This window comes from Aeromonas sp. ASNIH8, from assembly GCF_002919855.1.
Classification (GTDB): Bacteria; Pseudomonadota; Gammaproteobacteria; order Enterobacterales; family Aeromonadaceae; genus Aeromonas; species Aeromonas caviae.
The window spans coordinates 26,869-44,861 of record NZ_PQLN01000011.1; the positions used below are offsets into that span (position 1 = coordinate 26,869).

Genomic DNA, 17,993 nt, shown 5'->3' on the forward strand with positions numbered 1-17,993 from the left:
TCTCCAGTTGCTGCCGCACGGATCCAGCAAATAAGATCCTTGACTTTCAAGGATCCAACGCCCCAGGATCCCATTTCATCCCCAAAGTTACCCACAGCCGGATATCGTCAATGTGGACAGAATGGCGCGCTGCGACCATAGTTATTTTATATAACCAAATATCATTTATTTTTTATATTTTATTCCAATAACATCAGCGCCAACCCGTGATTACAACTAAAAATACAGCACTACAGAGAGAGGAATCCCCATGAAAACCACCATCAAGCTGATTTCCGGCGCCGCCATTCTGCTGGCCAGCCTGTCCGGCCAGGCCATCGCCCAGGAAACCATCAAGGTCGGCATGTCCGGCAAATATTTCCCGTTCACCTTCGTCAAGCAGGACAAGCTGCAGGGCTTCGAGGTGGACATGTGGAACCAGATCGGTGAGCGCACCGGCTACAAGGTCGAGTTCGTGACCGCCAGCTTCTCCGGCCTGTTCGGCATGCTGGAAACCGGCCGCGTCGACACCATCTCCAACCAGATCACCATCACCGACGAGCGCAAGGCCAAGTACGCCTTCTCCCAGCCTTATGTCTATGACGGTGCCCAGATCGTGGTCCGCAAGGGCAACAACACCATCCACGGCATCAAGGACCTGGAAGGCAAGAAAGTCGCCGTCAACCTGGGCTCCAACTTCGAAGAGCTGCTGCGCAAGAACGACCCCAACAAGAAGATCGATATCCGTACCTATGACTCCGCCTTCGAGCAGGATGTCGCCCTGGGCCGCATCGACGCCTTCGTGATGGACCGTGTCTCCACCGCCCAGCTGATCAAGGAATCCAAGCTGCCGCTGCAACAGGCTGGTGCACCGTTCGAAACCATCGAGAACGCCCTGCCCTTCCTGAAGACCCCGGAAAAGCAGGCCGTGCTGAAGAAGGTTGACGATGCCCTCACCGCCATGCGCAAAGACGGCACCCTGACCAAAATCTCCGAAAAATGGTTCGCAGCGGACATCACCAGCAAATAAATGATGGAATTTGACCTCGATTACACGCTAGGGCTGTTTCCCATCCTGCTCAAATACCTGGGCACCACGATGGAAATGGCCCTGTGGGGATTCGTATTGGCACTCGTACTGTCGCTGATCCTGGCGATAGTACGGGTGTTTCGCGTTCCCGCACTTCACTGGCTGGCGATGCTGTATATCTCGTTCTTCCGGGGTACACCGCTGCTCGTCCAGCTGTTCCTGCTCTATTACGGGCTGCCGCAGCTCTTCCCCATCTTCGTGGGGATGGATGCCTTTACCGCCGCCATCATCGGCCTGACCCTGCACTTTGCCGCCTACATGGCCGAGTCGATCCGGGCAGCCATTCTCGGCATCCACAAGAGCCAGATGGAAGCCGCCCTCAGCATCGGCATGAGCCGGCTGCAGGCGATGCAGCGGATCATCCTGCCCCAGGCGGCCCGCATCGCGACACCATCGCTGATGAACTACTTCATCGACATGATCAAGAGCACCTCCCTGGCGTTTACCCTGGGAGTGGCGGAGATCATGGGCAAGGCCCAGATGGAAGCGGCCTCCTCCTTCAAGTTCTTCGAGAGCTTCATGGCGGTGGCGCTGATCTACTGGGTGGTGGTCATCTTCTTCACCCGCTTGCAGCATCTGTTGGAAGTGCGGCTGAACCGTGCTTATTAAAGGAGGCCTGTCATGATCAACCTAACGGGTCTCTCCAAGGCCTATGACGGAAATCAGGTGCTCAACGGCATCGATCTTGAGGTAAAGAAGGGGGAGATTGTCGTCATCATCGGCCCCTCCGGTACCGGCAAGTCGACTCTGCTGCGCTGCCTCAACCTGCTGGAAACCCCGGATGCAGGGCGGCTCGTCATCGATGACCTCGCCGTGGATCTGGCCAAGGCCAGCGACCAGCAGGCCATCGAACTGCGCAAACGCGCCTCTTTCGTGTTCCAGAACTACGCCCTGTTCGCCAACAAAACGGCGCTGGACAACATCGCCGAGGGGCTGATCACCGTCTGGAAGCAGCCGAAGGCGGAGGCTCGTGCCACTGCCCTGGGCATCCTCAAGGACATCGGCCTCGCCGAGAAACAGGATGCCTACCCGGCCTCCCTCTCCGGCGGCCAGCAACAGCGCGTCGGCATCGGCCGGGCCATGGCGGCCCACTCCAAGGTGATCCTGTTTGACGAGCCCACCTCCGCCCTCGATCCCGAGTGGGTCGACGAGGTGCTGGGCCTGATGAAGCAGCTCGCCCGCCAGCACCAGACCATGGTGGTGGTGACCCACGAGATCGAGTTTGCCCGTGATGTCGCCGATCGGGTGATCTTCATGGAAGGAGGCCGGATCGTGGAGCAGGGCCCGCCGGATCAGATATTGGTCGATCCGCAGGATCCCCGTACCCGGGAGTTCCTGCGCAAAGTACTTAAATAGCTCTCTCTTTGGCGGCCTGGCCGCCTTTTTTCTTGAGGGATCCTTGTTTAACCCCGGGTTGCCAGTATAATTCGGGGCCCTTGATCCTCCGGATCCTGCCAGATTATCCCGCTCGGTCGACGAACGGGGCGAGATGGAAAGGAACGGCGGATTGACGAGAAGCTGAACTCTGTTTAGAATTCGGCCTCTTTTGCTAGTCGTCACACGCTATAGCTGGCGCGTCGGCTAAGTGTGACAATCAAAACTGTACAGAAATACGGAATCGAATCATGAAACGTACTTTTCAACCGTCCAACCTGAAGCGCAAGCGCTCTCACGGTTTCCGCGCTCGCATGGCTACTGCCAACGGCCGCAAAGTTCTGGCCGCTCGTCGTGCCAAGGGTCGTGCCCGCCTGGTAGTCTAATGCCTACCCAGCACACCTTCTCTCGGGAGTTACGTCTGTTAACTCCCGAACACTTCAAACGCGTTTTCGCCGAGCCTGTCCGGGCCGCTTCTCCGCAAATTACGCTTCTTGCTTGCCCCAACTCCCTCGAACACCCCCGTCTTGGCCTCGCCGTGCCCAAAAAGGCGCTCAAGCGTGCCGTCTGGCGCAACCGTGTAAAACGAGTGGTTCGGGAAAGTTTTCGCCTCAATCAAGCCAATCTGCCCGCTATCGACATCGTCGTGATCGCCAAGGGTGGCGTGAAGGAGATGGACAACGAAGCGCTGTTCAAGTTACTGGAAAAGCTATGGCGCACTCTGTCACGCCGTTGCAATGGGTAGCAATCAAACTGATACGCCTGTATCAGCTAATCATTAGTCCCCTGCTCGGGCCGCGCTGCCGTTTCACCCCGACTTGTTCCCAATTTGCGATAGAAGCAATCCGACTTCACGGTTTCATAAAAGGCGTTTGGTTAGCCAGCAAACGTCTATTAAAATGCCATCCCTTATCCGAGGGTGGTTATGACCCGGTTCCGCAACCAAAGCGAAGAAACTGAAGACTATGGAATCACAACGCAATTTACTCCTGATCGGTTTGCTGTTCGTGAGCTTCTTGCTCTGGCAACAGTGGGAGTCCGACAAGGCTCCGAAGCCGGCCCCGACTACCGTGGCCCAAACCGAACATTTCGTACCTGAAGCCGGTCAGACCGGTGATATTCCTCAGGTTTCCGAGCAAGCAAATGGTAACGCCGCGCGCAAGCTGATCACCGTCTCCTCCGACGTGCTCAAATTGACCCTGGACACCCAGGGCGGTGACATCGTCTCTGCCGAACTGCTGGCCCACAAGCTGGAAGAAGGCAAGGAACAGCCGTTCACCCTGCTGACCAGCCAGCCTGCCCACCTCTATGTGGCCCAGAGCGGTCTGGTCGGTCGCGATGGTCCGGACAGCCAGGCCCAGGGTCGTCCCACCTATGAAGCCGCCCAGACCAGCTATCAGCTGGCCGATGGTCAGGATCAAGTCGTCGTTCCGATGACCTGGACCGACAGCAAGGGCGTGGTCTTCACCAAGGAGTTCGTGCTCAAGCGCGGTGATTACGCCGTGGGCGTCGACTACAAGATCGACAACAAGTCTGCCGAGCCGGTCCAGGTACAGTTCTACGGTCAGCTGAAGCAGACCATGACCACGCCGAAGGATCAGGAAGGTCATGCCATGGTGGCCAGTGCCTACCGTGGTGGTGCCTTCTCCAGCGAAGACTCCCGCTACAAGAAGTACACCTTTGACGAGATGAAGGATGCCGACCTGAACAAGACCACCCAGGGTGGTTGGGTCGCCATGCTGCAGCACTACTTCGTCTCTGCCTGGGCCCCGAATGCCAACGACACCAACAGCTTCTACAGCCGCGTGATCCCGGGCAAGGACCAGGCCATCATCGGCTACAAGGCGCCGCTGGTTGACGTCGCTGCCGGCCAGCAGGCCGAAGTGAGCGGCAAGCTGTGGATCGGTCCCAAGCTGCAGGATCAGATGGCCAAGGTGGCAAACCACCTGGATCTGACTGTCGACTACGGCTGGCTCTGGTTCATCGCCCAACCGCTGCACTGGCTGCTGACCGTGTTCCACGGTTTCGTCCAGAACTGGGGTCTGGCCATCATCATGCTGACCCTGCTGGTGCGCGGCATCATGTTCCCGCTGACCAAGGCCCAGTACACCTCCATGGCCAAGATGCGCATGCTCCAGCCCAAGCTGGCTGCGCTCAAGGAACGCTTCGGTGACGATCGCCAGAAGATGTCCCAGGGCATGATGGAGCTGTACAAAAAGGAGAAGGTCAACCCGCTGGGCGGCTGCCTGCCCATCCTGGTACAGATGCCCATCTTCATCGCCCTCTACTGGGCACTGATGGAGTCTGTCGAGCTGCGCCACGCGCCGTTCGCCCTGTGGATCACCGACCTGTCGGTGAAGGACCCCTTCTTCGTGCTGCCGATCCTCATGGGTGCCTCCATGTGGTATCTGCAGAAGATGAGCCCGACCACCATCACGGACCCGATGCAGCAGAAGGTGATGCAGTTCATGCCGATCATCTTCACCTTCATGTTCCTCTGGTTCCCGGCAGGTCTGACTCTGTACTGGCTGGTGAGCAACGTCATCTCCATCATCCAGCAGACCATCATCTATCGTCAGCTGGAGAAGAAAGGCCTGCACTCACGCAACTGATGCGCAGCCCATCTTTCCTGATGACAAAAGAGGCGGCCTTCGGGCCGCCTTTTTTATTACAATGTCCCCCACCCTCTTACTCATTCAGCCAACCAGCGAGTCAAGCAAGATGACAACAGATACCATCGTGGCCCAGGCCACCGCCCCCGGCCGTGGCGGCGTCGGCATAGTCCGCGTCTCCGGCCCTGCCGCCGAGCGGGTCGCCGAGATAGTGCTCGGCAAGCTCCCAAGGGTGCGTTATGCCGAATATCTGCCGTTCAGGGACGAGCAGGGCCAGGCGCTGGATCAGGGCATCGCCCTGCTGTTCAAGGCCCCCAACAGCTTCACCGGCGAAGACGTGCTGGAGCTGCAGGGCCATGGCGGCCCCGTCATTCTCGACATGCTGATCCGCCGCATCCTGCAGATCGACGGCATCCGCCCCGCCCGCCCGGGCGAGTTCAGCGAGCGCGCCTTCCTCAACGACAAGCTGGATCTGGCCCAGGCCGAGGCCATCGCCGATCTCATCGAAGCCTCCAGCGAGCAGGCCGCCCGCAGCGCCATGCACTCCCTACAGGGGCAGTTCTCCGGCAAGGTGCAACAGCTGGTGGAGAGCCTCACCCGGCTGCGCATCTATGTGGAAGCGGCCATCGACTTCCCGGATGAAGAGATCGACTTTCTCTCCGACGGCAAGGTGGCGGGTGACCTCTACGCCATCATGTCCGAGCTGGATGACGTACGCGGCGAGGCCAAGCAGGGTGCCCTGCTGCGAGAGGGGATGAAGGTGGTGATCGCCGGTCGTCCCAACGCCGGCAAATCGAGCCTGCTCAACGCCCTTGCAGGCCGCGAGTCCGCCATCGTCACCGAGATCGCCGGCACCACCCGCGACGTGCTGCGCGAGCACATCCATCTGGATGGCATGCCGCTGCACATCATCGACACCGCGGGCCTGCGCGATACCCAGGACAAGGTGGAACAGATCGGCATCGAGCGCGCCTGGGCCGAGATCGAACAGGCCGACCGGGTGCTGTTTATGGTGGACGGCACCACCACGGACGCCGTCGACCCCCACGATATCTGGCCGGAATTCGTTGATCGGTTGCCAAAAAACATCGGCCTCACCGTGGTGCGCAACAAGGCGGACCTGACCGGCGAGGATCTGGCACCGAGCCAGGAGCAGGGCCACGCCGTCTATCGCATCTCCGCCAAGACCGAGCTGGGGCTGCCCGCCCTGCGCGAGCACCTCAAGGCCTGCATGGGCTTCCAGGGCAATACAGAGGGGGGCTTCATGGCCCGCCGCCGCCACCTGGACGCACTGGAGCGCGCCGCCGAGCGGCTGCTGGTAGCCAGGGAGCAGCTTGAGGTCTATGTGGCTGGCGAACTGGTGGCCGAGGAGCTTCGCCTGGCCCAGGAGTCCCTGTCCGAGATCACCGGCGAGTTCAGCTCCGACGATCTGCTGGGCCGCATCTTCTCCAGCTTCTGCATCGGCAAGTAAGTCCGCAGGGCAGGCAATGAAAAGCCCGGGTTCATCCCGGGCTTTTTTGTGCGCTTTTCATCCACCGACCTAGAGGCGGCGCAGGCACCACATGAAGTAAGCACCCCCTAACAGGGTGGAGACCAGACCGACGGGCACCTCCTGGGGAAAGAGGATCTGCTGGCCGATCCAGTCCGCCGACACCATCAGCAAAGCACCACAGCCTGCGGCGCCGAGCAGGTGCCAGCGCGCCCTCACCAGCCCCATCAATCTGGCCAGGTGCGGCGCCAGCAGACCGGCAAAGGAGAGCGGGCCTATCACCATGGTGGCACTGGCGGTGAGCACGGCCACCAGCAGCAGGATGGTGAGCTGGGCACGGCCGAGATGGATCCCCAGAGCCGTCGCTACCGCCGGCCCCATGGGCATGAGATCGAGCCAGCGGCTCACCAGCAGGCAGGCTGCCAGCATCAGCAGCGCCAACACCACCAGGGCAAGGGCCACCGGCTGGGTGACGTAATAGGTGGAGCCGGACATCCAGGAGAGCAGTTGCTGCACCCGCAGGTCGCCGTTGGCCAGGGCGATGGCCTGCAACGGCTCGAACAGCGCCGTGATGGCGATGCCAGACAGCAGTATCCGCTCCGGCTGGAAGCCGTTGCGCCGGTTGATAAGCACCAGCAGCAACAGGCAGGCGAAGGCGCCCACCAGCCCCCCTAGCAGCATCATGGGCAGCGGCAAGGCGGGCAGCAACAGGGCCGCCGCAATCACCCCCATGAAGGTGCCACCGCTCACCCCCAGCAGCTCGGGGCTCGCCATGGGGTTGTTGCTGACTCGCTGCAACAGGGTGCCAGCCAGCGCCAGCAACACGCCTGCGGCACCCGCAGCCAGCGTGCGCGGCAAGCGCCACTCCAGTTGGGCCTGCCACCGCAGCCAGCTCGGCCAACCCCAGCCGTCCATCCCCTGCCCAAACAACAGGGAGGCGATCACCGCCGCAGCCAGCCCCAACACCATCAGGCCAACAAGGCGAGTCGGCGCCGGATGGCGGGCCAACTGCAGGGAGGAGTTCGCCTTAGGCGCACTCTGCTTGATGCCAAGACGCGGGATCAGCCAGAGCAGCAGCGGCGCCCCCAACAGGGCCGTCATGGCGCCGGTCGGGATCAGCACAGGCCAGAACCGGCTCAGGGTCTGCAGCAGCAGATCGGTGGCCGCCAGCAACAGGGCGCCGAGGATGGGTGCCCACAGCAGCCGCTGGGCCAGTTTTCTGACCCCCAGCAGCCGCACCATGGCGGGCGCCGCCAGCCCGATAAAACCGATCAGCCCCACCACGCTCACCACGCAGGCGGTGATGAAGACCGCGAGGCCGAGGCCGGCGAATCTCAGGTGCTTGAGAGAGACCCCCAGGCTGCGAGCGCTGGCATCGTCCAGCTCCAGCACTGCCAGCGGGCGCACCAGCACCACCGCCAGCATCGCGGCCAGCAGCAACCGTGGCAGCAGATAGCCGACGCCGCTCCAGCTGTTCTGTGCCAGAGATCCGCTCCCCCACACCAGCAGCCCTTTGAGCTCCTCCTGGAAGAACAGCAGCAATCCCATGCTGATGGCGGCCAGATAGAGGTTGATCACCAGCCCTGCAAAGACGATGACCACGGGATTGAGCTGGCGGCGCCAGGCCAGGGCGAAGACCAGCCCCATGGCCAGGCTTCCCCCGGCCATGGCGACCCACTCCCGCCCGATCAGCAGCCAGGAGGGGGCGAGCAGGGTCACCATCATCAGTGCCAGCTGGGCGCCGGAGGCCACCCCCAAGGTGGTGGGCGAGGCCAGGGGATTGCGCAGCACCTGCTGCATCAGGGTACCGGCGAGCCCGAGGGCGGCACCGGCCAGCAGACAGATGGCAAGGCGCGGCAGCCAGCTGAAATGGACCACCGCCTGGCGGGCATCGTCCAGCTCGGGGGAGAACAGGGCCTGCCACCAGAGCGCCCCCGGCAGTTGACGCGCCAGCTCGGCGCAAGCCAGCCCCAGTGTCAGCACCAACAGGCAGAGACCCGGGCGCAGCAGGGGCGAAGAAAGAGAAGAGCTCATTGATTTGATCCCCCGGTTGCTCTGTGGACAGCCTGCTCCCGCAAGGCACCGTCCAGCAGGGTGGCGAAGCGGCGGGCCGCCAATATGCCACCAAAACTCCATGTCGCAGGCAGATGGATCACCGGATTGTTCTGTACCAGCGGGAGATGCTGCCACAATCCAGGCTCCTGAAGTTTTTCACCAACTCCTACGGGCACGGGGTCCACCACCACCAGCCTGGCATCCGGCATCCCGAGAAACTGCTCCAGGCTCGCGACCGAGAATCCCCAGGCATTGGTCTCTCCCTGCCAGGCGTTGCGAAGGCCGAGGCGCTGCATCACTGCCTCGAACAGGCTGCCACGGCCAAACACCCGCACATGGCGCTCATCGATGAATTGCACCACCAGCAAAGGGGGCAGATCGGCGGGCTGCGCCGCCTGCATCTGTTCCAGATCCAGCTCCAGCGCGGCGAGCTGGCGTTCGGCCTCGGTCTCTTTGTTGACCAGGGCGGCTATGGTCAGGGTCGCTTCCCGCAGTCGCAGCCACAGATCGGTGCCCGGTTCATACAGGGCGATGGAGTGCACCGGCGCGATGCGGGAGAGGGTCGGCGCCAGGGGGGCCGCCAGCGGCGAGATGAGAATAAGATCCGGTTTGAGCTCCGCCAACAGTTCCCGGTTGGGCTGGGCACGCAGCCCGATATCGATCACCCCGGCAGGAAGCTGGGGTTCACCGACCCAGGCGCGATAGGGGGCCACATCCCCCACCGCCATCGGGGTGACCCCCAGAGCCAGCAGGGTCTCGGCTATGGTCCAGTCCACTGTGGCGATGCGGGGCGTGGCGCTGGTGGCGGTGACAAGCTGCCCGGCCTCCCCTGCCAGGGGCAGCAGCAGACTGAGCAGACAGGGCGCCATCTTCAATAAACGGTTCAAGAGCGGCCCCCGGTCAGACGATGGCGATGGCGTGGTCATGGGCCGGATGGCGAATGACCTCCATGGGGATGCCATAGATGGCGTTCAGGGTCTCCCCTGTCATGATCTGTTCGGGCTCGCCGTGGGTCAGCAGACGGCCGGAGTGCAGCGCCACCAGCCGATCGCAGAAGCGGGAGGCCATGTTGATGTCGTGAATGACGATGATGACCCCGAGGTTGAGCTGGCGGCTGAGCTGCTTGACGAGCGTGAGCACCTCCACCTGATGGGCCACGTCCAGGGCGGCCAGTGGCTCGTCCAACAGGATGAAACGGCTCTCCTGAGCCAGCAGCATGGCGAGCCAGACTCGTCCCCGCTCACCGCCGGAGAGGGTATCCACCAGCCGATCGGCAAAGCGTTCGGTGTGGGTCAGGGCGATGGCCCGCTCTACCTGACGGTGATCTTCCGCTCCCATCCGGCCCAGCAGGCCGCGCCAGGGGTAGCGCCCCATCTCCACCAGCTCGCGGCCGAGCAGGTTTTCGGCACTCGGCAGGTGCTGGGGCAGATAGGCCACCTGACGGGCAAACTCCCGGTTGCCCCAGGCAGACAACGGCTGGTCATCGAACAGGATCTCCCCGCCGCTGTGGGGTTGCTGGCGCGCCAGCAGCTTGATCAGGGTCGATTTTCCCGACCCGTTGTGGCCGATGAGGCCATAGACCCGACCTTGCTCGAAGCGAAGGCTGGTGGGGTGCAGCAGCGTGCGGTCATTGACCGCGAAGCTGGCGGATTTCATCTCGAACATAAGCAATTCCTGTGCTGGCTTGCTGCCAGTCTCATCGGTGCCAGCATCAGGCCGGCACCTTGCCATCCAGATGGGCGACCGCATCCCGGCTCACCTGCTCGCGCTGCTCGCCGGTCAGTTCGGTGAGGCGGCCCTGGCGCATCTCCAGCAGGCGATCGGCCAGAGAGAAGTAGTGATCGTCGTGGCTGATGGCGATCACCGTCTTGCCCATCTCCTTGAGACGCGGCAACAGCACCTGATAGAAGATGCGGCGGAACTGGGGATCCTGATCCGCGGCCCACTCGTCGAACAGCATCACCTCCCGCTGCTCTGCCAGGGCCAGCAGCAGGGCGACCCGCTTGCGCTGGCCCTGGGAGAGGTCGATATCGGCGATGAAGCCATCCTCGATGGCAAGCTTGCTGCCCATCTGCAACCGCTCAAGCCACTCGGCGACCAGCGCCTCTTTCGGCTCGGGCCCCAGCAAATGCTGGAACAGGTGGTAGTCTGTGAAGATGGCGGAGAAGAGCCCCAGATAGCCGTTGCGATCGGTGACCGGCTCCCCATCCAGCAGGATCCGGCCAGAGACCGGTTGATAGAGCCCGGTCAGCAGCATGGCCAGGGTCGACTTGCCGGAGCCATTGCCACCGATGAGGAATATCTGCTCCCCCCGCTCGATCACCAGATTGATGGGGCCCACGGAGAAACCGCCCTCCCCCTGGTAGTGAAAGCTCACCTGCTCCAGCTCGATGCGCTGCCAGGGGCGAGACGCAGGCGGCAACGGGAACGCCTCGTCCGGCTCCGCCAGATTGAGGGCAGCTATCTTGTCGAATGCCACCTGGGCGGCGATCAGGGTCGGCAAGGCTCCGATCCCTTGTAGCAAGGGAGTGCGCAGGAACAACAGGGTCAGGGCGAAGGTGGCGGCCACATTGGTGTTGGCCCAGCCCAGCCCGTTGGCCAGGAAGAAGACCAGGCCGATGGCACCCAGCATCATGATATTCGACCAGTTCACCGCGCTCAGGTGGTAGGTATCGGCGCGGATGATCTGCTCCCGGTAGTCCCGGGCATTCTGCTCATAGAGCTGGTGGTAGACGAAGTGGGCACGCTCGCGGTTGAGCGCCAGCTCCTTGCTCCCGGCGATGATGGACTGGTAGTTCTGGTAGAGCCTGTCTTCGGCCTGGCGCATGTGCGCCAGGTGGCGATAGACCCGATTCACCAGCAGCCAGCCCACCACCATGGTCACGGTGACCCAGAGGGCGGTAACACCGAGCAAGGCGGGAGAGAGCAGGCCAAGGTAGATGATGGAGCCCAGGGTGAGCACCAGACCCTGTACCAGTTCCGGCAGGCGCACGAAGGCGATGGTGATCTGACCGATGTCGCTGGAAAGGGAGGCCAGGAGCGGCCCCTGCCCTATTTGACGCAGACGGGCGACGTCGGTATCCAGCAGTTGCTTGAGCAGGCGGCCACGCAACCGGTAGACGAAATGGTGACCCAGGGTGGTCAGGGCCAGCTGGGATCCGAGCGTGATCACCAGCAGCAGCAAGACAAGGCCGACAAGCTGACCCAGGATCGGCAGCGGATCCCCGACTGATTCGATAAGTGATTGATTGATGAAGGCAATGACGCCTATCCCGCTGACAGCACTCAGCAGGCTGAGCAGGGTAATGGCGATGAAGGGCCAACGGTATTGGCGATAAACCAGTGACAAGAGTTCCATGACAGGCCTGTAGATGAATGGAAGGAGGGCGGGAGCCTTCGCCCCCGCCCAGCCTGTCGCTTACCAGCGGTAGTTGACGGTGCCGACTATGCTGCGCGGCTCGCCGTAGTAGCAGTAGTAGTCGCAGCTCGCCACATAGGTGTCGTTCAGCAGGTTGTTGACGTTGATCTGGGCACGCCAGTTCTTGGCAAAGTCATACCCGATCATCGCATCCCATACGGTGTGTGCCGGTACCTGGGCGGAACCATAGATGGGGGTGTAGTCCGCATTCACCGCGCCGATGCCGACGCTGGAACCCACATAGCGCACGCCGGAACCCAGCTCAAGACCGGATACCGGGCCCTGCTGCACCTTGTAGTTGCCCCAGAAGGAGGCCTGGTGGCGCGGGATCAGGCTCGCACGACGATCGCCGTTACCGGTGTCGTTGGTCTTGGCATCGGTATAGGTATAGGCAGCGGTCAGGCGCAACGCCTCGGTGGCCTGCACGCTCCCCTCCAGTTCGACCCCCTGGGAGGTCACTTCACCGGCCTGGGTCTGCTGGCCGGAGCCGGTAGAGACCAGGGAGTTGGTCTGCTCCAGATCGAACAGCGCCAGGTTGATGTAGCCATCGAGGAAGCTGGGTGCGTACTTGACCCCGGTCTCGTAGAGCTTGCCTTCCAGCGGCTTGTAGGAATTGCCGGTGTTGGGGTCTATCCCCGGCAGCACTTCGAAGGATTCCGCATAGGCGAAGTAAGGGGAGAGACCGTTATCGGCCAGGTACATCAGGCTGCCGGAGAGAGAGAGGTTGTCGTCGTACTGTTTCTCGTTCTTGCTCTTGGCTTCGCTGATGTTGTGGGTTTCCACGTAGTCGAAACGACCGCCCGCGGTCAGCAGCCAGCGATCATCCCAGCGGATCTGGTGCTGGGCATAGAGGCCGCTCTGGCCCTTGGTGCTCTTCTGGTGGGTCGCGGTGGATTCATCAAAACCGGGGAAACCGCTGTAATCCGGGTTCATGGTGTTGATGGCGCCCATGCCATAGTTGTCGGCTTCCTGGCCTTCATTCACATGGCGCTGCAGATCCACCCCCAGCAGCAGGGTCTGCTCCGTGCTGTCGGTGTTCCAGTAGCCCACCATCTGATTGTCCATGGTGGCGCTCTTGGTATCCCCATCCCGGTAGACCAGGCCGCGGTAGGCGGTGGTGCCTTCATAGGTCGGGAAGATGTAGGTCTGGCGCAGCAGCAGATCGTTGTAGTTGAAGCGAACGTTCTGCTTGAACTCCCAGGTCTGGTTGAGCTGGTGGGCCAGCTCGTACCCGGCGGAGATCTGGGTATTGCGATTGCGATCGTAATCCGGCTGGCTCAGGTTGGTGGAGGGATCGATCTGGCCTCCGGAGGTATTCAGGGTGCCGTAAACCGGGAAGAAGCCGTTGGTCGGCACCCCTTCATCGTGCTTGAAGCTGGAAAGCAGCGTCAGCGTGGTGCGATCAGAAATATCCAGGGTCACGCTCGGCGCCAGATAGGCGCGCTCGTTGTAGGTGCCATCCAGCACGCCGTCCCGCTCGTTGTAGAGGGCCACCAGACGATACCGGCTGTTGTCGGTAAGGGTGTCGGAGACATCCACCCCGACCTGGCGCAGATCCCGGTTGCCCAGTTGCAGGTTCACCAGTCCCTGCGGGGTAGCGGTCGGACGCTTGCTGATGGCGTTGATGACGCCTCCGGGAGGGGCTTCGCCATACAGAATGGAGGCCGGGCCTTTGAGCACTTCCACGCTCTCAAGGCCGAAGGGCTCCGGGGTCCAGACATAGTAACCGGTGCTGAAAAGACGGTTGCCATCCAGGTAAGAAGCCGCATCGAAGCCGCGCACCTTGAACCAGTCCGCATCCGTGTCCGAACCATAGGACTGGGACAGGACGCCGGAGCGATAGCGCAGGGACTCGTCTAGCTTGAGTACGGCATGCTGGTCCAGCTCTTCGCGATTGACCACGGAAACGGCACGGGGGGTCTCTGCCATGGGGACCTCGACCTTCATGGCGGTCCCGGTCACGACCATGGTTTCGCCCGCCTTGGGCAACTCTTTATCCGCCTGTTCCACCGCCAACACGGGCAGGGACGCCAGCAGACAGGAGAGCGGCAGCAGCTGTGCGCCTCTCTTTCGCATCACGGCATTCGGGGTATTTTTTTGCGCAATCATATAAGTGTCTCAAATATCAATAAGTTATGTTTGATTTCTTATTATGGGTGCCCAATTGGACCGGTCAGCCCGGCGCCTCAGGCGAATAAAGCAGCGCCATGCTACTACAGGTGCCGTGATCGAATCGATTCAATAATTGCTAATCATTTGCATCTGCATTGTTAATTGATATTTTAAAGTGTCGTTTGACAACGAAAGGTGCGATGAGGTCACAACAGGCGGAAAGAAGGCAGCATGACGGCCACGAGACCGGTTTTGGCTGCAAAAAAGTGGACAGGATCCTTATCCCCAAGCTTTATCCATATTTATCCACATGCTTTGGCGGTAAGATCCCCGCTCTTCACTTTTTCGATGACATCAGGATCCATTCCATGGCCAAACTCAACCTCGTCGTCGGCTCCATGCTGGGGGCCTCCGAATATGTCGCAGATCATGTGGTCGGCCTGCTTGAACAGGCGGGCCACCAGGCGGAGATCCACAACCCCGCCAGCCTGGCCAGGATCCTGACCGAGCCAGAAGCCATCGTGTTGGTGGTCACTTCCACCCATGGTGCGGGGGATGTACCCGACAATCTGCAGCCCTTTGCCCGGGATCTTGCCGAGCAGCAGCCGGATCTCGCCGCCTTCAAGTACGGAGTGATCGCCCTGGGGGATCGCAGTTATGACACCTTCTGCCAGGGCGGCAAGACGCTGGATCGGCTGCTGGCCGGGTGCGGTGCCAGCCGACTGGGGGATCTCCTGGAAATAGACGTGACCCAGCACGAGATCCCCGAAGATGCCGCAGAAACCTGGATCCACGACTGGATGACCTTGATCGGCTGATCAGGGCCAGGGAGATCCGGTCACGACCCCCGATCTCCCTGGTTATCCCCAGATCCCTATCCACCAGGTTATTAACAGAGGGATCCGGATAAGTTTTTCCCGAGAGCTCCCCACATGAGCTCGGATAATTGTGTATAACTTAGGTGCTAAGCTCTGCAAAACCTATAGTTATTCATGTATTAGATCTTACCGACCATGTGTCTGTGCATAAAAACCCATGTTATCCCCCCGCTCGCCCCCTCTGGATCCAAGCTTTTCCACAAGCAGCGATCGACCTTAACCGAATGATCTTTATGATCAAAAATGCCTTATCAACAGAAGTCGCGGATCCTAATAAAAGATCCAATAAAAGATCGATCTAAAGATCCTTAAGATCTATTTAACCGATCCCTGATCCATACTGATCCTGAAGTAGACGTTCCCCTCCGGATGCTAAACAGATAGAATGATCCGCCCTTCAGACCAGGCAAACAAAGATCTTCAGGCGTGCAGATCAAGGTGATCCCCAATGCAATACCATGAACAATTTGATGTGATCGTCGTCGGTGGCGGTCATGCAGGAACCGAAGCAGCAACAGCGGCAGCCCGCATGGGTCTCAATACCCTGTTGCTCACCCACAACATAGATACGCTGGGGCATATGTCCTGCAATCCGGCGATCGGCGGGATCGGCAAGGGACACCTGGTCAAGGAAGTCGACGCCCTTGGCGGGATCATGGCGCAGGCCATCGATCTCGGCGGGATCCAGTTCCGCACGCTCAACTCTTCCAAGGGCCCTGCGGTGCGGGCTACTCGTGCCCAGGCGGATCGCCTGCTGTACAAGGCTGTGGTGCGTCAGACCCTGGAGAACTACCCGAACCTGAAGATCTTCCAGCAGGCCTGCGACGATCTGGTCATGGACGGGGATCGCGTCGCCGGGGTCGTTACCCAGAGCGGGATCCGCATCAGCGGCAAGACGGTCGTACTGACCGTTGGCACCTTCCTCAATGGTCTGATCCACATCGGCATGGAGAACTACAAAGGGGGCCGCGCCGGGGATCCTCCCTCAATTGCCCTCGCCCAGCGCCTGCGTGAAATGCCGCTGCGCATCGATCGCCTCAAAACGGGCACGCCACCACGCATCGATGCACGCACCGTCGATTTTTCCGTGATGCAGCAGCAACATGGTGACGATCCTCGCCCGGTCTTCTCCTTCATTGGCAACGCCAGCCAGCATCCGCGCCAGATGCCTTGCTACGTGACCCATACCAATGAGCAGACCCACGAGGTGATCCGCAACAACCTGGATCGCAGCCCCATGTACGCCGGGGTGATCGAGGGGATAGGCCCGCGCTACTGTCCGTCGATCGAGGACAAGATCACCCGCTTTGCCGACAAGACGGCGCACCAGATCTTTGTGGAACCGGAAGGCCTGACCACCCACGAGCTCTACCCGAACGGGATCTCCACCAGCCTGCCGTTCGACGTGCAGGTGCAGATCGTCCGCTCGATCCGTGGCTTCGAGAATGCCCATATCACTCGCCCTGGCTACGCCATCGAGTACGATTTCTTCGATCCGCGGGATCTCAAGGCCAACATGGAGAGCAAGTGCATCGAGAACCTCTTCTTCGCCGGCCAGATCAACGGCACCACCGGCTATGAAGAGGCCGCTGCCCAGGGCCTGATGGCCGGTCTGAACGCGGGCTTGCGCGCCCAGGGCAAGGAAGCCTGGCACCCACGCCGGGATCAGGCCTACATGGGCGTGATGATGGACGATCTCTCCACACTGGGGACCCGCGAACCCTATCGCATGTTCACCAGCCGTGCCGAATATCGCCTGCTGCTGCGGGAAGACAATGCGGATCTGCGCCTGACCGCCATCGGCCGCGAGCTGGGTCTGGTGGATGATCATCGCTGGAGCCTGTTCAATGCCAAGGTGGAACAGGTGGAGCAGGAACGTCAGCGCATGCGCTCGACCTGGATCCACCCGCAGCATCCGTCTCTGGAGGCCGTCAACGCCCTGGTCAACACTCCCCTGACCCGGGAGCAGAGCCTGGAAGAGCTGCTGCGTCGCCCCGAGGTGACCTACGATGCCCTGATGGCCATCGAGGGTGTGGGGCCTGCATTGACCGATGCGGCTGCCGCGGATCAGGTGGAGATCCAGATCAAGTACGCCGGTTATATCGAGCGTCAGCACGACGAGGTGGAGAAACAGTTGCGCAACGAAAACACCCTGCTGCCGCTGGATATGAACTACCGCGACGTGAACGGTCTCTCCAACGAGGTGATCGCCAAGCTCAACGATGCCAAGCCAGAGACCATAGGTCAGGCGTCTCGCATCTCCGGCATCACCCCTGCCGCCATCTCCATCTTGCTGGTGCACCTGAAGAAACACGGCCTGCTGCGTAAAACCGCCTGAGGAATTCCCCGTTGGACAACATGCTGCAAAGATTGAACGGCCTGCTCATGCAGGCCGGAATTGTTATCACCGAAACCCAGAAGACCCAGTTGGTGCAGTTGGTCGAGTTGCTGCACAAGTGGAACAAGGCTTACAATCTCACCTCGGTGCGAGATCCGGACGCCATGTTGGTCAAGCATATCCTCGACAGCCTGGTGGTGAGTCCTCACCTGCACGGTGAACGCTTCATCGATGTGGGAACGGGTCCGGGTCTGCCCGGACTGCCGCTGGCCATCATCAATCCGGACAAACAGTTCGTGCTGCTCGACAGCCTGGGCAAGCGGATCAACTTCATCCGCCAGGTGATCCTGGAGCTGGGGTTGACCAATGTGACCCCCGTCAAATCCCGGGTGGAGGAGTATCAACCCGAGACCGGATTTGATGGTGTACTGAGCCGGGCTTTCGCCTCCCTGGAGGACATGCTGAGCTGGTGTCATCATCTGCCGTCACCCGAGGGCAGCTTCCTGGCGCTCAAGGGACAATACCCCGAGCAGGAGCTGGCACAGTTGCCTGACAGCATTCGTCTGGTTGCCACCCACAAGCTGGTGGTGCCGGAACTGGAAGGCGAACGCCATCTGCTGGAGTTTAAAGCCATCCAGCCCGAATAGG

16 protein-coding genes are annotated in these 17,993 nt (G+C 61.0%); 11 read left to right on the forward strand and 5 right to left on the reverse strand.

Features of this window, described 5'->3' with window-relative positions:
• Positions 1-250 precede the first annotated feature (250 nt).
• From C3418_RS04760 to mnmE, 8 genes are all read left to right on the forward strand, one after another.
• Positions 251-1,009, forward strand: coding sequence for an amino acid ABC transporter substrate-binding protein (locus C3418_RS04760; RefSeq protein ID WP_010672284.1), 759 nt, complete (start codon positions 251-253; stop codon positions 1,007-1,009).
• A complete protein-coding gene (locus C3418_RS04765; RefSeq protein WP_103858074.1) occupies positions 1,010-1,678 on the forward strand; it encodes an amino acid ABC transporter permease in 669 nt (222 codons plus the stop codon). It begins immediately after the preceding gene.
• Positions 1,679-1,690: 12 nt separating this feature from the next.
• Positions 1,691-2,425 (forward strand): amino acid ABC transporter ATP-binding protein, encoded by a 735-nt coding sequence (locus C3418_RS04770; RefSeq protein WP_010672282.1) that lies wholly within the window; start codon positions 1,691-1,693, stop codon positions 2,423-2,425.
• A 269-nt stretch (positions 2,426-2,694) separates the two neighbouring features.
• Entirely contained in the window at positions 2,695-2,829 is a 135-nt protein-coding gene (rpmH, locus tag C3418_RS04775; RefSeq protein WP_005307156.1) for a 50S ribosomal protein L34, read from the forward strand.
• Positions 2,829-3,188 carry a ribonuclease P protein component gene (gene rnpA, locus C3418_RS04780; protein ID WP_010672281.1) on the forward strand — a complete coding sequence of 120 codons (360 nt, stop codon included), beginning with the start codon at positions 2,829-2,831 and terminating at the stop codon, positions 3,186-3,188. The genes rpmH and rnpA overlap by 1 nt, the downstream gene beginning before the upstream one ends.
• Positions 3,155-3,403, forward strand: coding sequence for a membrane protein insertion efficiency factor YidD (yidD, locus tag C3418_RS04785; protein WP_010672280.1), 249 nt, complete (start codon positions 3,155-3,157; stop codon positions 3,401-3,403). The genes rnpA and yidD overlap by 34 nt, the downstream gene beginning before the upstream one ends.
• A gap of 5 nt (positions 3,404-3,408) precedes the next feature.
• A complete protein-coding gene (yidC, locus tag C3418_RS04790) occupies positions 3,409-5,055 on the forward strand; it encodes a membrane protein insertase YidC (RefSeq protein WP_041214180.1) in 1,647 nt (548 codons plus the stop codon).
• Between the two features lie 109 nt (positions 5,056-5,164).
• Positions 5,165-6,526, forward strand: coding sequence for a tRNA uridine-5-carboxymethylaminomethyl(34) synthesis GTPase MnmE (gene mnmE / locus C3418_RS04795; protein ID WP_010672278.1), 1,362 nt, complete (start codon positions 5,165-5,167; stop codon positions 6,524-6,526).
• A gap of 69 nt (positions 6,527-6,595) precedes the next feature.
• On the opposite strand, the gene fhuB is transcribed toward mnmE, so the two are convergent.
• Genes fhuB through C3418_RS04820 form a run of 5 tightly spaced genes read right to left on the reverse strand, consistent with a single transcriptional unit; the run spans position 6,596 to position 14,126 of the window.
• On the reverse strand, positions 6,596-8,578 hold the full coding sequence (fhuB, locus tag C3418_RS04800; protein ID WP_103858075.1) for a Fe(3+)-hydroxamate ABC transporter permease FhuB: 1,983 nt from the start codon (positions 8,576-8,578) through the stop codon (positions 6,596-6,598).
• Positions 8,575-9,468: an ABC transporter substrate-binding protein gene (locus C3418_RS04805; RefSeq protein WP_181023066.1), complete on the reverse strand. Its 894-nt coding sequence runs from the start codon at positions 9,466-9,468 to the stop codon at positions 8,575-8,577. The genes fhuB and C3418_RS04805 overlap by 4 nt, the downstream gene beginning before the upstream one ends.
• 31 nt (positions 9,469-9,499) lie before the next feature.
• Positions 9,500-10,264: an ATP-binding cassette domain-containing protein gene (locus tag C3418_RS04810; RefSeq protein WP_010672275.1), complete on the reverse strand. Its 765-nt coding sequence runs from the start codon at positions 10,262-10,264 to the stop codon at positions 9,500-9,502.
• Between the two features lie 46 nt (positions 10,265-10,310).
• Positions 10,311-11,957 carry a multidrug ABC transporter permease/ATP-binding protein gene (locus tag C3418_RS04815; RefSeq protein ID WP_103858077.1) on the reverse strand — a complete coding sequence of 549 codons (1,647 nt, stop codon included), beginning with the start codon at positions 11,955-11,957 and terminating at the stop codon, positions 10,311-10,313.
• A 60-nt stretch (positions 11,958-12,017) separates the two neighbouring features.
• Positions 12,018-14,126 (reverse strand): TonB-dependent siderophore receptor, encoded by a 2,109-nt coding sequence (locus C3418_RS04820; protein WP_103858078.1) that lies wholly within the window; start codon positions 14,124-14,126, stop codon positions 12,018-12,020.
• Positions 14,127-14,497: 371 nt separating this feature from the next.
• On the opposite strand from C3418_RS04820, the gene mioC reads away from it, so the two are divergent.
• The 3 genes from mioC (at position 14,498) to rsmG (ending at position 17,992) form a co-directional block, all read left to right on the forward strand.
• Positions 14,498-14,947 (forward strand): FMN-binding protein MioC, encoded by a 450-nt coding sequence (gene mioC / locus C3418_RS04825; protein WP_039040628.1) that lies wholly within the window; start codon positions 14,498-14,500, stop codon positions 14,945-14,947.
• 508 nt (positions 14,948-15,455) lie between these two features.
• Positions 15,456-17,345: a tRNA uridine-5-carboxymethylaminomethyl(34) synthesis enzyme MnmG gene (mnmG, locus tag C3418_RS04830; RefSeq protein WP_010672271.1), complete on the forward strand. Its 1,890-nt coding sequence runs from the start codon at positions 15,456-15,458 to the stop codon at positions 17,343-17,345.
• Between the two features lie 20 nt (positions 17,346-17,365).
• Positions 17,366-17,992 carry a 16S rRNA (guanine(527)-N(7))-methyltransferase RsmG gene (rsmG, locus tag C3418_RS04835; RefSeq protein WP_010672270.1) on the forward strand — a complete coding sequence of 209 codons (627 nt, stop codon included), beginning with the start codon at positions 17,366-17,368 and terminating at the stop codon, positions 17,990-17,992.
• The last annotated feature ends 1 nt before the right edge of the window (position 17,993 follow it).

Coding starts and splice junctions, on each gene's coding strand:
- fhuB (WP_103858075.1), bottom strand. CDS start 8,578: ATGAGCTCTTCTCTTTCTTCGCCCCTGCTGCGCCCGGGTCTCTGCCTG.
- C3418_RS04815 (WP_103858077.1), bottom strand. CDS start 11,957: ATGGAACTCTTGTCACTGGTTTATCGCCAATACCGTTGGCCCTTCATC.
- yidC (WP_041214180.1), top strand. CDS start 3,409: ATGGAATCACAACGCAATTTACTCCTGATCGGTTTGCTGTTCGTGAGC.
- C3418_RS04760 (WP_010672284.1), top strand. CDS start 251: ATGAAAACCACCATCAAGCTGATTTCCGGCGCCGCCATTCTGCTGGCC.
- mnmG (WP_010672271.1), top strand. CDS start 15,456: ATGCAATACCATGAACAATTTGATGTGATCGTCGTCGGTGGCGGTCAT.
- yidD (WP_010672280.1), top strand. CDS start 3,155: ATGGCGCACTCTGTCACGCCGTTGCAATGGGTAGCAATCAAACTGATA.
- C3418_RS04820 (WP_103858078.1), bottom strand. CDS start 14,126: ATGATTGCGCAAAAAAATACCCCGAATGCCGTGATGCGAAAGAGAGGC.
- mnmE (WP_010672278.1), top strand. CDS start 5,165: ATGACAACAGATACCATCGTGGCCCAGGCCACCGCCCCCGGCCGTGGC.
- C3418_RS04765 (WP_103858074.1), top strand. CDS start 1,010: ATGATGGAATTTGACCTCGATTACACGCTAGGGCTGTTTCCCATCCTG.
- C3418_RS04770 (WP_010672282.1), top strand. CDS start 1,691: ATGATCAACCTAACGGGTCTCTCCAAGGCCTATGACGGAAATCAGGTG.
- mioC (WP_039040628.1), top strand. CDS start 14,498: ATGGCCAAACTCAACCTCGTCGTCGGCTCCATGCTGGGGGCCTCCGAA.
- C3418_RS04810 (WP_010672275.1), bottom strand. CDS start 10,264: ATGTTCGAGATGAAATCCGCCAGCTTCGCGGTCAATGACCGCACGCTG.
- rnpA (WP_010672281.1), top strand. CDS start 2,829: ATGCCTACCCAGCACACCTTCTCTCGGGAGTTACGTCTGTTAACTCCC.
- rsmG (WP_010672270.1), top strand. CDS start 17,366: ATGCTGCAAAGATTGAACGGCCTGCTCATGCAGGCCGGAATTGTTATC.
- rpmH (WP_005307156.1), top strand. CDS start 2,695: ATGAAACGTACTTTTCAACCGTCCAACCTGAAGCGCAAGCGCTCTCAC.
- C3418_RS04805 (WP_181023066.1), bottom strand. CDS start 9,468: ATGGCGCCCTGTCTGCTCAGTCTGCTGCTGCCCCTGGCAGGGGAGGCC.